This window comes from Streptomyces sp. DF42 (assembly GCF_058267695.1).
This window is the reverse complement of sequence record NZ_CM177859.1, coordinates 2,807,774-2,820,310: the sequence shown is the minus strand read 5'-3', so window position 1 is coordinate 2,820,310 and position 12,537 is coordinate 2,807,774. Positions and strand designations below refer to the sequence as shown.

Annotated in this window: 7 protein-coding genes and 3 pseudogenes; 7 read left to right on the top strand and 3 right to left on the bottom strand. The window is 71.1% G+C overall.

Features of this window, described 5'->3' with window-relative positions:
• Positions 1-99: 99 nt before the first annotated feature.
• The gene (locus ACYUED_RS12855; protein WP_491292418.1) at positions 100-1,833 is read right to left on the bottom strand and encodes an MFS transporter; all 1,734 of its coding nucleotides are present in this window, start codon (positions 1,831-1,833) and stop codon (positions 100-102) included.
• Positions 1,834-1,993: 160 nt separating this feature from the next.
• On the opposite strand from ACYUED_RS12855, the pseudogene ACYUED_RS12850 reads away from it, so the two are divergent.
• The 4 genes and pseudogenes from ACYUED_RS12850 to ACYUED_RS12835 all read left to right on the top strand — a co-directional run bounded on the left by ACYUED_RS12850 (position 1,994) and on the right by ACYUED_RS12835 (position 6,944).
• Positions 1,994-3,241, top strand: a pseudogene (locus ACYUED_RS12850) (thiolase C-terminal domain-containing protein).
• A 64-nt stretch (positions 3,242-3,305) separates the two neighbouring features.
• On the top strand, positions 3,306-4,781 hold the full coding sequence (locus tag ACYUED_RS12845) for an MFS transporter (protein ID WP_491292417.1): 1,476 nt from the start codon (positions 3,306-3,308) through the stop codon (positions 4,779-4,781).
• Positions 4,714-5,299 (top strand): annotated as a pseudogene (locus ACYUED_RS12840) (IS607 family transposase). The gene ACYUED_RS12845 and the pseudogene ACYUED_RS12840 overlap by 68 nt, the downstream one beginning before the upstream one ends.
• Positions 5,292-6,944, top strand: a complete 1,653-nt coding sequence (locus tag ACYUED_RS12835) for a nuclease/transposase family protein (protein ID WP_491292416.1) — start codon at positions 5,292-5,294, stop codon at positions 6,942-6,944. Before ACYUED_RS12840 ends, ACYUED_RS12835 begins: the two are co-directional and overlap by 8 nt.
• A gap of 5 nt (positions 6,945-6,949) precedes the next feature.
• On the opposite strand, the pseudogene ACYUED_RS12830 reads toward ACYUED_RS12835, so the two are convergent.
• Positions 6,950-7,417 (bottom strand): annotated as a pseudogene (locus ACYUED_RS12830) (ATP-binding cassette domain-containing protein); the annotation flags it as partial.
• Positions 7,418-7,674: 257 nt separating this feature from the next.
• Between ACYUED_RS12830 and ACYUED_RS12825 the strand changes: the two are divergent.
• The 3 genes from ACYUED_RS12825 (at position 7,675) to ACYUED_RS12815 (ending at position 10,738) form a co-directional block, all read left to right on the top strand.
• Positions 7,675-8,550, top strand: coding sequence for a MaoC/PaaZ C-terminal domain-containing protein (locus tag ACYUED_RS12825; protein WP_491292415.1), 876 nt, complete (start codon positions 7,675-7,677; stop codon positions 8,548-8,550).
• A 146-nt stretch (positions 8,551-8,696) separates the two neighbouring features.
• Entirely contained in the window at positions 8,697-9,782 is a 1,086-nt protein-coding gene (locus tag ACYUED_RS12820; RefSeq protein WP_491292414.1) for a Zn-dependent alcohol dehydrogenase, read from the top strand.
• Positions 9,783-9,793: 11 nt separating this feature from the next.
• Positions 9,794-10,738, top strand: coding sequence for a 3-oxoacyl-ACP reductase (locus ACYUED_RS12815; protein WP_491292413.1), 945 nt, complete (start codon positions 9,794-9,796; stop codon positions 10,736-10,738).
• A 326-nt stretch (positions 10,739-11,064) separates the two neighbouring features.
• Here ACYUED_RS12815 and ACYUED_RS12810 read toward each other — a convergent pair whose 3' ends face one another.
• Positions 11,065-12,315, bottom strand: coding sequence for a hypothetical protein (locus ACYUED_RS12810; protein ID WP_491292412.1), 1,251 nt, complete (start codon positions 12,313-12,315; stop codon positions 11,065-11,067).
• Positions 12,316-12,537 lie beyond the last annotated feature (222 nt).

Genomic DNA, 12,537 nt, shown 5'->3' with positions numbered 1-12,537 from the left:
CTTTTCGTCTTCAGGGGCGCGGGGAACCGCGCGACCAGCCACAACGGTCCCGCAGCCGCCGAACGACGAGCCGCGGCACCCGCGGCGTCGGGTCGGGCGTCAAGCCGTCACCGTCTCACCGGGCAGCGCCAGATCCAGGTCCACAGCCCGCTCCTCCCCAGGATGCGTGGCGGAAGACGCAAGAGGCCCGTGCCCCGCCGCCCGTGCGGCCAGGACGTACGGGCCCTCGGACGGCACGGCGAGAACGTAGCCGCCGTCCTCCCCGGACAGGGTGGCGCCGGCCTGCCGGCCCCGCCGGTCGATCAGGGTGACCTTGGCGCGGGCGACCGGGGTGCCTTCGGTGTCCAGGACACGGCCGCGGAAGCCCCGCAGGACCTCCTCGGCGCGTTCGAGAACGGCGTCCTCCTCGCTGCTCGCGCGCAACTGCGGTGCACGGTTCGCCTTCGGCAGGAACAGCGCCATCAGCAGGCCGACGGCGACCGCGGCGGTCGCGATCAGGAACGAGACCCGGAAGCCGTGCATGGTCGGGATCTCCACGCCGCCGACGTTGTTCGCGGTGTTGGCCAGCACCATGCCGATGACGGCGCTCGACACCGACGTACCGATGGAACGCATCAGCGTGTTGAGGCCGTTGGCCGCGCCGGTCTCCGAGGCCGGGACCGCGCCGACGATCAGCGCGGGCAGGGAGGAGTAGGCGAGGCCGATGCCGGCGCCGAGGAGTACCGCGATGACGAGGCTCTGCCAGGCGGCGCTCATCAGGCCGAGGCCGGCGCCGTAACCGATCGCGATGATCAGCATGCCGAGGATCAGGGTGACCTTGGGGCCGTACTTAGCCGACAGGCGGGCGTAGACCGGCGCCGTGAGCATCATCGTCAGACCCAGCGGCGCGACCAGCAGGCCCGCGGTGACCATCGACTGGCCGAGGCCGTAGCCGGTGGCCTTCGGGAGCTGGAGCAGCTGGGGAAGGACGAGCGAGACGACGTAGAAGGAGACACCGACCATGATCGAGGCGAGGTTGGTGAACAGGACGGCCGGGCGGGCCGTGGTGCGCAGGTCCACCAGTGGGGCCTGCACGCGCAGCTCCATCACGCCCCACAGGACGAGGACGACGGCCGACGCGGCGAACAGGCCGAGCGTGGTGCCGGACGTCCAGCCCCAGTCGCTGCCCTTGGTGATCGGCAGGAGGAAGAGGACGAGACCGGTGGAGAGGCCTATCGCGCCCAGGACGTCGAAGGAGCCCTCGGCGCGCATCGGGGACTCCGGTACGACGAGGAGGGTGAGGAGGATCGCGAGCGCGCCGAGGCCGGCGGCGACGTAGAAGAGGACGTGCCAGTCGGCGTGCTGGGCGATCAGGGCCGCGAGCGGCAGCGCGAGTCCACCGCCGACGCCGATCGAGGAGCTCATCAGGGCCATGGCCGAGCCGAGCTTCTCGCGCGGCAGCATGTCGCGCATCAGGCCGATGCCGAGCGGGATCGCGCCCATCGCGAAGCCCTGCAGCGCACGGCCGGCGATCATCGTGAGCAGTTCGCTGGTGAGGGCGCTGACCAGCGCGCCGACCACCATCACGGCGAGGCTGAGGATCAGCATGCGCCGCTTGCCGTAGAGGTCGCCGAGGCGGCCCATGATCGGCGTGGCCACGGCTCCCGAGAGCAGCGTCGAGGTCAGGACCCAGGTGGCGTTGCTGGGCGCGGTGCCCAGCAGCTGCGGCAGGTCCTTGATGACCGGGACGAGCAGGGTCTGCATCACCGCGACAACGATGCCCGCGAAGGCGAGCACCGGAACCACGGCTCCGCTCGCTTTCCGCGCGGGCTGGTCGGTCGTCGTGTGCGTCATTGAGTGAGGCCTCCCGTGAGATAAGTGCTGGGTAAACCTCGTATGCGCAGGCAACTATTCCGTTGCTTCAGGTCTCTAATGAATTCTTGACCTTGTCATGGGTATCTAAGGTACCGTCAGGTCTGTTGGGCGAGTGGAACGTGTTCTAATCTGACGCGCCATGAAGGCCTATGTCGCCGGGGTCGGGATGACCCGATTCGAGAAGCCCGAGACTCGTGACTGGTAGTACTGGGACATGGTGCGCGAGGCCGGCGCCGCCGCCCTGGCCGACGCGGGGATCTCGTACACCGAGGTGGAACAGGTTCCTGTCGGCTACTGCTTCCAACCCTCCACCGCCGGCCAGCGCGCCGCCTATGAACTCGGCCTGACCGGCGTCCCCGTCTACAACGTGAACAACAACTGCGCGACCGGCTCGACCGCCCTGATGCTGGCCAGGCAGCTGGTGGAGGGCGGTTCCTGCGACTGCGTCCTGGCGCTGGGCTTCGAGAAGATGAAGAAGGGGGCGTTGGGAGGGGGAGCGGACGGAGGGGACCGCGGCGGAGCCGCTGATGATGGGAGCTCCACCTCCCCCGTCGCCCGGCACTACGGGATCATGGCGGCCCGGCACGGCTTCGAGATGACCCCGGCCACCGCCCAGATCTTCGGCGACGCGGCCCGCGAGCACATGGAGAGGTACGGCACGACCGAGGCGCAGCTCGCCGCCGTGGCCGCCAAGAACCACCGGCACTCGGCGCACAACCCGTACGCGCAATTCCAGGACGTGTACGAGGTGGCCGACATCCTCGCGTCCCGGACCGTCCACCGGCCGCTGACCAAGCTCCAGTGCTCGCCGACCTCGGACGGCGCGGCCGCCGCGGTGGTGGTGTCGGAGCGGTTCGTCCAGAGGCGGGGGCGGGGGCGGGGGCGGGGGCGAGGGTGGGGGCGGCAGCTGAACGGTCTCGTCGAGATCGTCGCCCAGGCGATGACGACGGACACCGAGGAGTCCTTCGCGTCGGGCTCCTGCATCGACGTCGTGGGGCAGCCGATGTCGCGGGAGGCGGCCCGGCAGGTGTACGAGCGGTCCGGACTCGGGATCGAGGACGTGGACGTCGTAGAACTGCACGACTGCTTCTCGGTCAATGAGCTGCTGACGTACGAGGCGCTGGGGATGTGCGGGGAGGGCGAGTCGGGGAAGCTCGTGGAGTCCGGGGCGACGACCTACGGCGGGCGGTGGGTGGTGAACCCGTCCGGCGGGCTGATCTCCAAGGGACATCCGCTGGGGGCCACCGGGATCGCTCAAGTGGCGGAGCTGGTCTGGCAGTTGAGGGGAACGGCGGGGGAGCGGCAGGTGCCGGGGGCCGAGGTGGGGCTCGCGCACAACATCGGGCTCGGCGGAGCGGCGGTGGTCACCCTGCTGCGGGCGGTGTAGGTCGTGCGACCCAGGGCCGGGTCGGGCGAAATCCCGATGCAAGGGGCGTAACCGGGTTGAGAGCATGACGGGCATGCTGGAAGCCGCTGACGTCACCCGGACCCCGTCCCGCCGAACCGCGCCGCCCACGTGGCTGGTCGTGGCGCTCGCCTGCGCCGGACAGTTCCTGGTCGTGCTCGATGTGTCGGTCGTCAATGTGGCGTTGCCGTCGATGCGAGCCGACCTGGGGCTGAGCCCGCAGGGACTGCAGTGGGTGGTGAACGCGTACGCGATCGCCTTCGCCGGTTTCATGCTGCTCGGCGGGCGGGCCGGGGACCTGTACGGGCGCAAGCGGATGTTCCTGGTGGGGCTCGCCCTGTTCACGCTTGCCTCGCTCGGCGGCGGCCTGGCGCAGGAGGGCGGTCAGCTGCTGGTGGCGCGGGCCGTGCAGGGGCTGGGGGCGGCCGTCCTCGCGCCGTCGACGCTGACCATCCTCACCTCGGCCGTCCCGGAGGGGGCCGCGCGGGCACGGGCCATAGCGACCTGGACGGCGGTGGGTGCCGGTGGCGGAGCGGCCGGCGGGCTGGTCGGCGGGGCGCTGGTGGACGGCCTGTCGTGGCGGTGGGTGCTGCTGATCAACGTGCCGGTCGGGGCGGTGGTGCTGGCCGGCGCGACGCGCTGGCTGGCGGAGAGCCGGAACGGAGGCGGGCGGCGGCTCGATCTGCCGGGTGCCGTGCTGGTGACGGCCGGGCTCGCGACGCTCGCGTACGGGATCTCACAGACGGAGGCGCAGGGGTGGACGGCGGCGGCCACGCTCGTGCCGCTGACCGCAGGGCTCGCGCTGATCGCGCTCTTCCTGGTCGTCGAGTCGCGTACGGCGCTCCCGCTCATGCCGCTCGGGCTGCTGCGCGTACGGGCCGTGTCGTCGGCGAACGCGGCGATGTTCCTGTGCGGCTCCGCGATGTTCTGCATGTGGTTCTTCATGACGCTGTACGCGCAGAACGTGCTCGGCTACACGCCGCTGGAGGCCGGGCTGGCGCTGGTGCCGAGTTCCCTGGCGGTGCTCGTCGGCTCCAAGGTGGCGCCCCGGTTCATGCCGGTGTTCGGCGCGCGCAAGGTGGCCGTGCTCGGGACGGTCGTGGCGGCGGCCGGCTTCGGCCGGCAGTCGATGATGACGCCGGAGGGCGCCTATCTCACCCAGATCATGATCCCGGGGATCCTGATGATGCTGGGGGCCGGCCTGACGGCGACCCCGCTCGCCGCGCTCGCCACGGCCGGGGCGGCTCCCGGAGAGGCCGGACTGGTCTCGGGGCTGGTCAACACCTCGCGCACGATGGGCGGTTCACTCGGGCTCGCGGTGATGTCGACCATCGCGGCGACGCGGTCGGCCGGGAGCGATGCTCCGGGGGCGCTCACGGAGGGGTTGCCAACTGCTGGCAGCGGAAGGTTGTTGAGTGTGCGTAACCATGAGGGAGTGGTGGCGTTATCAGCATATGAACCTGACGGAGTGGGCGCGGGCGCAGGGGGTGAACCCGCATACGGCGTATCGCTGGTTTCGTGAGGGCGCCTTGCCGGTGCCCGCGCGCCGGGTGGGGCCGCGCACGATCCTGGTGAACATCGAAGCGAACACCTCACTCGGTGACCGGTGGTGTAGGTCTGTATGCCCGCGTCTCCTCGCACGATCAGAAGCCGGACCTGGAGCGGCAGACCGCTCGCCTGTCGGCATGGGCGGCGGAGGCGGGACAGAAGGTTGTGCGGATCGAGTCCGAGATCGCCTCGGGTATGAACGGCTGCCGCGCGAAGGTGAAGCGGCTGCCGGCCGATCCGGCGGTGACCACGGTCGTGGTCGAGCACAAGGACCGCCTCGGGCGGATGAACGTGGAGCTGATCGAGGCCGCCCTGTCCGCGACTGGCCGCCGACTGGTCGTCCTCGATGACGGCGAAGTCGAAGACGACGAAGACGACCTGGTCCGGGACATGGTGGAGGTACTGACGTCGTTCTGCGCCCGCCTGTACGGCCGTCGGTCGGCGAAGAACCGGGCGAGGAAGGCTCTCGAAGCGGCGGCCGGCGATGAGTGAGCCGAAGAAGAAGAAGAAGCAGCTCCGCACCATCGACGCACCGTTCGTCGCGCCCGGGCCGTCCGGGGTGGCGATACGCGACCGCCTCAAGCACCTCACCGACGTGGACGACAAGGTGTTGCGGCTGGTCGGTGAACACCTCGGACGCCTCGCCTCGCTGGACCTCAAGAACCGCTGCGCCGACGGCCTGGACCACGACAGCGACACGTGGGCCGCCCGCAAGCAGGGCCTGACGGCCGGCTCCTCGTCCCGGTGGGCCGGTTCGATCACGAAGGCCACTCACGATCAGTGGGCGCTGTCCCGCCGCTGTCAGCTCGCCCACATCCAAGGGCTTGAGGCCGGTGTGCGGACGCTGATGCACCGACTGGCGCAGCCGATCGGGGAGAAAGGCGCCAAGCGGGCACCCGGCGGATACCGCAGTCGGGGCGAGTGGTTCCACAAGTCCCGCCGTCTGGCGACCCTGGAACACCGCCTCGATGTCGCCCGCGTGGAGCGTGAGGCCGGTGTCGTGCACGTCGTGCGCGGCGGTCGACGCCTGCTGGGCAACCGCAACAACCTCCAGGATGCGCAGCTCAGCGAGGCCCAGTGGCGCCGGCGCTGGGAAGCCGAACGCTGGTTCCTCGCTGCTGACGGCGAGTCCGGCAAGCGGTACGGGAACGAGACGATCCGCGTCACCCCCGATGGCGAGGTCTCCATCAAGCTGCCCGCACCACTGGCCCATCTGGCCAACGGCAAGTTCGGCCGGTACGTCCTCTCCTGCAGGGTCCAGTTCCAGCACCGGGGCGCGCAGTGGCGCGACCGCGTCGAAGCCAACCGTGCTGTCGCCTACCGTATCCACCTCGATGTGGAGCGCGGGCGCTGGTACATCACCGCCTCGTGGACGAAGCCCGTGGTGAAGACGGTCCCGTTGGAGACAGCCCGCGCCCAGGGCATGGTCGGCGTCGATACGAACGCTGACCACTTCGCCGCCTACCGGCTCGACCGCAACGGCAACCCGGTCGGCGACCCGAAGCGGTTCTTCTACGACCTGTCCGGCACCGCCGACCACCGCGACGCGCAGATCCGGCACGCCATCAGCCGGCTGCTGCACTGGGCCAACCGGTGCGGCGTCAAGGCGATCGGTATCGAGAACCTGGACTTCACCGCCGAGAAGACCCGCGAGAAGCACGGCCGCAAGAAGCGGTTCCGGCAGCTCATCTCCGGCATCCCGACAGGCAAGCTCAAGGCCCGTCTGGTGTCCATGGCCGCCGAGCACGGCCTGTCGATCGTCGCGGTCGACCCGGCGTACACGTCGATGTGGGGCGACCAGCATTGGCGTAAGCCCCTGGCCGGCAAGACTCGCAAGATGTCCCGGCACGACGCCGCGAGCGTCGCGATCGGGCGACGCGCCCTCGGGCACCCGATCCGGCGACGGACGGCACCGCCCCCGCAGCACCAGAGCGATGCTGTGGGGCATCGGACCGCCCAGGCCGGACCAGGCGCACGAGGGCATGAGGGAACCCGCCCACCCGTCACGGAGCGTGCACACGATGCACGCAGCCGGACGGGGACACAGCGAACGCGGGAGACCAGCGCATCCAACACCGTTCGGGATGCGCGCAGTTCCAGGAGCTGGCAGCAAATGCCACTCCTGGACACTGTTTAGGAACGGTTCCCGGCGAGCGCGACGGCGAACCGCACACGCTGCGTCTGACCGCCGGACAGCCGGTCCACGCGCCGCCCCGCCAGCTCGGTGATCCCGGCCAGCCGCAGCGCCCGCGCGACGGGCATGGGGGCCGGGTAGCGGCGGGCCACGAAGGAGACCAGTTCCTGCACGGTCACCCTGGGCACCGCCCGCCCCTCCTGCAGCATCGCGCCGACCCGCCCGGCGCGCACCGACCGCTCCGGGGGAGCGCCGAAGACGCGGACCGTGCCCTCGTCGGGTTCGTTCAGGCCGAGCAGCAGCGAGATCGTCGTCGACTTGCCGGCGCCGTTGCGGCCCAGCAGGGCGACGGTCTCGCCGGGCGCGATGGCCAGGTCGACGCCGTCGACGGCGCGTACGGCGCCGAAGTTCTTGACCGCCCCCGTGAAGGACACCGCGGGCTCTGCCCCGGCTCCCGTCCCAGTCGTGTTCGTCATGACGACGACGCTACGGAGAGGAGGCGGCCGCCCGGCAGATCCGCCTGTACGGACTCCGGCAGGACAAATGTCACGGGACTACTGCCGCCCACAGCGAGCTGACACTCCGTCAGGAGCCTTCACAAGTGGCGGGTGCTGGGCTATACAGAGGTCGCCGGACTGGAACGCGTTCTAGATCGGCCCGTAGCGACCTCGGTGCGGCCGACGGTGCGGACGGCCGCACCGGGGTCTTCATGCCGCCCATGTACAGGAGCCGTATGCCCATCGACGCAGCGCAGGCCGTCGCCGCCGAGCCCCGTTCCGGCGAGATCACCTGGGACCGCAAGGACGTCCAGCTCTACCACCTCGGCGTCGGGGCGGCCGCGAATCCTGACAAACGCAGCCCCGCCACCGACCCCGACGAGCTGCGCTACACCCTGGAGTCCAGGCTGCACGTGCTGCCGAGCTTCGCCACCGTCGCGGGCTCCGGCTCGCCCGGCGTGATCAGCAGCCTGTCCATGCCCGGCATCGACGTCGACCTGGCCCGCGTCCTGCACGGCGGCCAGTCGCTGACCCTGCACCGTCCGATCCCCGTCGCGGGCACGGCCACCGCCACGGGCCGTATCGCCGCCGTGTACGACAAGGGCAAGGCGGCCATCCTGGTCATGCGCACCGAGGTCGCCGACGCCGACGGCCCGTTGTGGACCAGCGACGCGCAGATCTTCGTCCGCGGAGAGGGCGGCTGGGGCGGCGACCGCGGCCCGTCCACTCGCCTCGACCCGCCCACCGGCGCACCCGACCGCACCGTCGAGCGCCCGATCCGCGAGGACCAGGCCCTGCTCTACCGCCTCTCCGGCGACTGGAACCCGCTGCACGCCGACCCCGACTTCGCCAAGGTCGCCGGGTTCGAACGGCCCATCCTGCACGGGCTGTGCACCTATGGCATGACGCTCAAGGCGGTCGTCGACACGCTGCTCGGCGGCGACGTGACCCGGGTGCGCTCGTACACCACCCGGTTCGCCGGGGTCGTGTATCCCGGCGAGACCCTGCGCATCCGCATGTGGCGCACACCGGAGTCCAGCAGGGTCGCCGTGAGCGCGGCGGAGCGGGACGACGCGCCCGTCCTCGCCGACACCATCGTCGAACACTCGTGATCCGGCGGGCAGTTGAAGCAGGCAGTTGAAGCAGGTAGTCGAAGCAGGCAGTCGAAGCAGGCAGTCGAAACAGGTAGCTGAAGCAGGTAGTCGAAGCAGGCAGTCGAAACAGGTAGCTGAAGCAGGCAGTTGAGGGGAGCCGCACCATGCGCGCAGCCGTACTGCACGAGATCGGCCAGGACAAGCTGGAGGTCTTCGACGACGTCGAGGCGACGGGCTTCGGGCCCGACAAGGTGAGGATCCGGGTGCGGGCCACCGGGCTGTGCCACTCGGACCTGTCGGCGATGAGCGGGGTGCTGCCGCAGCCGGCGCCGTTCGTCCCCGGGCACGAGGGCGCGGGCGAGATCGTCGAAGTCGGCGAGGGCGTACGGGATGTGAAGCCGGGCGACCGGGTGGTCGTGTGCTGGCTGCCGGCCTGCGGTGCCTGTCCGGCCTGCCGGCGCGGGCAGACGGAGCTGTGTCTGGCCGGGTTCATGAACGCGGGCACCCCCAACTTCAGGCGCCGCGGCGGCACCCCTGCCGATGTGTTCGGCTTCGCGGGCACCGGCACCTTCGCCGAGGAGGTCGTCGTCGACGCGGGCTGCGCGGTGCCGATACCGGACGACGTGCCCTTCGACATCGCCGCGCTGATCGGCTGCGGGGTGACCACCGGCCTGGGCGCCGCCCTCAACACCGCCGACATGGAGGCCGGTTCGTCGGTCGCCGTCATCGGCTGCGGCGGCGTCGGCATCTCCGCGATCCAGGGCGCGCGGCTCAAGGGCGCCGCCGAGATCGTCGCCGTCGACCCGGTCGCCTCGCGCCGCGAGTCCGCCCTCAGGTTCGGCGCCACGAAGGCGGTTTCGCCGGACGAGCTGGCCGACGCCAAGCAGCAGGTCACCGGAGGCGAGGGCTTCGACTACGTCTTCGAGGTCGTCGGCAGGTCGGCCACCGCCCGGACGGCGTACGAGAACACCCGGCGCGGCGGCACGCTCGTGGTCGTCGGCGCGGGCGCCATGGACGACTTCCTGCAGCTCAACATGTTCGAGCTGTTCTTCGACGAGAAGCGGATCCTGCCCTCGATGTACGGCGGCGGCGACGTCCTGCGCTCCTACGAGCGCACCATCGCCCTGTGGCGGGCGGGCCGCATCGACCTGGAGGGCCTGATCACGCACCGGGTGCCGCTGAGCGAGATCAACGAGGCACTGGACCAGATGCGGACGGGCACGGCGCTTCGTACGTGCATCGAGATCTGATGACTCCAAGGATGCGCATGTCACTGCCACTTGAGGGACTGTCGGCCATCGTCACCGGCGCGGGCCGGGGCCTGGGCCGCGCCGAGGCGCTCGAACTCGCCCGGCTCGGCGCCGCCGTCGTCGTCAACGACTTCGGGCAGCCGGGCCGGGACGGCTCGGGGGAGGCCTCCGCCGGCCCCGCCGGACAGGTCGCCGCCGAGATCCGCGCGGCGGGCGGCAGGGCGCTCGCCCACACCGGGGACGTGGCCGACTTCCAGCAGGCCCGCGAACTGGTCGAGTCGGCGATCGGTGAGTTCGGCAGGCTGGACATCCTGGTCAACAACGCGGGCATCCTGCGCGACCGTATGGTCTTCTCCATGACCGAGGGCGAGTGGGACTCGGTGATCCGCGTCCACCTCAAGGGCCACTTCAACACGACCCACTTCGCGGCCGCGCACTGGCGTGAGAGGTCCAAGGCGGCGGGCGGGCCGGTGTTCGGGCGGATCGTGAACACGTCGTCGGAGGCGTTCCTGGCGGGCTCCGCGGGACAGCCCAACTACGCGGCGGCGAAAGGCGGAATCGTCGGCCTGACCACCTCCACCGCCCTCGCCCTGGCCAAGTACGGCGTCACGGCCAACGCCATCTGCCCGCGCGCCCGCACCCGGATGACCGAGGACGTCTTCGCCGGCTTCGAGCAGCCCACGGAGGGCCTCGACCCGCTCGCCCCCGAACACGTCGCCCCGCTCGTGGGCTATCTGGCCTCACCCGCCGCCGCCCGCGTCAACGGGCAGCTGCTCGTCGTACACGGCGGCATGGTGGCGATCGTCGAACGGCCCAGCGTGCAGGCCAAGTTCGACAGCAAGCAGGACACCTTCACCTACGACGAACTCGACGCCCTGCTCACCCCGCACTACGCGGAGCGGCCGGTAGGCGAGACGTTCGCGGCGGCGGAGGTGCTGGGGCTCCGGCGCGGGTAGAGAGCGCGGGTGGAGAGACGGAAGGGCCCCGCACGTCGGTCGACGTGCGGGGCCCTCCCTGCGTAACCGTGTAACCGTCAGGCAGCCGCCTCGGCGTCCTTGTCCGGCCTGCGGTGCCGGCCGCGAGGGGCCGAGTCACCGTCTTGGACCGAAACCGGACCCCGGTGCCGGCCGCGGCCTGCGTCTTCCCGGGCCTCGGCGGACAGCTGCATGGTGCGTGCGTCGCTCATCGGAAGGATTCACCCCGTTAACATGATCTTTCTAACAGCCGGGCGAGTTTAACCGGCTGCCCTCTGTTCGAATCCAGACGGGCACGCCCATCGGCACTATTTCGTTACAAGACGTCCCAAGGGCGCCTGCTGCAACGGCACGGGACGCGGCGCGACAGGTTCCGGAGGATCCGATGCGGGCGGGGACTGTGTGCCCGGCGACGGGGACGAACTCCCGTCCGCCGCCAGGGCAGTCGCACCGTCCCGGACCGGATCCTCCGGCCCCGCGCCTCCTGATCCCCCCGCGCCCCCCGATCCTCCTGCATCCCCCGCTTCCCCCGTCTCCCCCGGGGGCGCCACCATCCGCGCCACGCCGCACGGCACCTCGGCCGTGGCGTACGGCAGTTGGAGCACCCCGTCCCTGGTCCACAGCCCGACGCCCGCCAACCACCCCTCGGGCGCCGGGAGATGGTGCAGCCGCCGCCGGTCCGGCCGCCACAGCCCCACCCAGCTGCCGACGGGCCCGTCCACCCGAAGTGCCACCTCGCAGCTCTCCGGCATCAGCACCTGCCCCGGCTGGATGGCGAAGGGCGTGACGGCACCCTCGGGCAGGCGCAGGCACTCCGGGAAACGCACCGGCAGCGTGCTGCCCAGCACCCCCCAGCCCAGCCGGTCCTCGCCCGGCGAGGGCGCGTCCGAGCGGATCAGCAGCAGGCCGCTGTCCGGGTCGGCGAGCAACAGCCGGTCGTCGCTGGCGTCGGCGATCTGCAGAAGGGGCGAGACCTCGCCGGCACGTTCCAGGTCGACCACGACCGCCTTGGTCCGGCCGCCGATCTCACGGTCCAGCACCAGCATCCGCCCCGCACGATCCAGCCACACCCCGCCCGAGCAGCGCCCCGGGACCTCCGCCACGTGCTCGGGCCCGAAAGCGCCGCCCGCCACCAGCCACACCGTGCTGGTGTGCCGGCCCACGGCGAGGGCGTACGCCTGCTCGCCGCCCGGGGCGGGAGGCAGCAGCCGCAGCCTGGTGTCCTCGTCCGGGCACTCGACCGCGCCGAGCAGCACCTCGCCGGTGGCGGGCCCGGTCGGGTAGAGCAGCGAGAAGACATGCCGCCCGTCCGTCGGCCGGCGGATGAGCACCCGCCCGTCGCCCATCGGCTGCACCTCGGTGCCGGGCTCCTCGGGCTGGTTGCCGGGCAGCGGCACGGCGTACGGCTCGGGGCCGTCCAGCGTCCAGCGCTCCGGGAACCAGGAGCCGCCGTCCAGGGCGAGCCGCGCGGCGTAGGCGCCGTCCGCGGTGATGGTGCAGCCCGATTGCGGGGCGCCGTCCTCGGGGGCAGCCTCGGGCTCGATCGCACACGCCGTCATGGTCTGGTCACCTCCGGCGACGAAGCTAGTTTTCGCACGCACACACGTGGGACCACCTGGCTCCTGCTTCACACATAAGGATGGCCAAGGAACGATTCGCCTGAGGAAACGGGTGCCGGTGTGCTGACGGGGGCCGGGGGCGGGGCCGGGTTCCGGCATCGTCCCGTTCGTTGCAACCGGGATCGTGGTGCCGGGACCGGGACATCGGTTCAGCGGCACAGA

Bases quoted from the DNA above. Each gene is read 5' to 3' on its own strand.
- ACYUED_RS12855 (WP_491292418.1), bottom strand. From the start codon at position 1,833: ATGACGCACACGACGACCGACCAGCCCGCGCGGAAAGCGAGCGGAGCC.
- ACYUED_RS12845 (WP_491292417.1), top strand. From the start codon at position 3,306: ATGACGGGCATGCTGGAAGCCGCTGACGTCACCCGGACCCCGTCCCGC.
- ACYUED_RS12835 (WP_491292416.1), top strand. From the start codon at position 5,292: ATGAGTGAGCCGAAGAAGAAGAAGAAGCAGCTCCGCACCATCGACGCA.
- ACYUED_RS12825 (WP_491292415.1), top strand. From the start codon at position 7,675: ATGCCCATCGACGCAGCGCAGGCCGTCGCCGCCGAGCCCCGTTCCGGC.
- ACYUED_RS12820 (WP_491292414.1), top strand. From the start codon at position 8,697: ATGCGCGCAGCCGTACTGCACGAGATCGGCCAGGACAAGCTGGAGGTC.
- ACYUED_RS12815 (WP_491292413.1), top strand. From the start codon at position 9,794: ATGCGCATGTCACTGCCACTTGAGGGACTGTCGGCCATCGTCACCGGC.
- ACYUED_RS12810 (WP_491292412.1), bottom strand. From the start codon at position 12,315: ATGACGGCGTGTGCGATCGAGCCCGAGGCTGCCCCCGAGGACGGCGCC.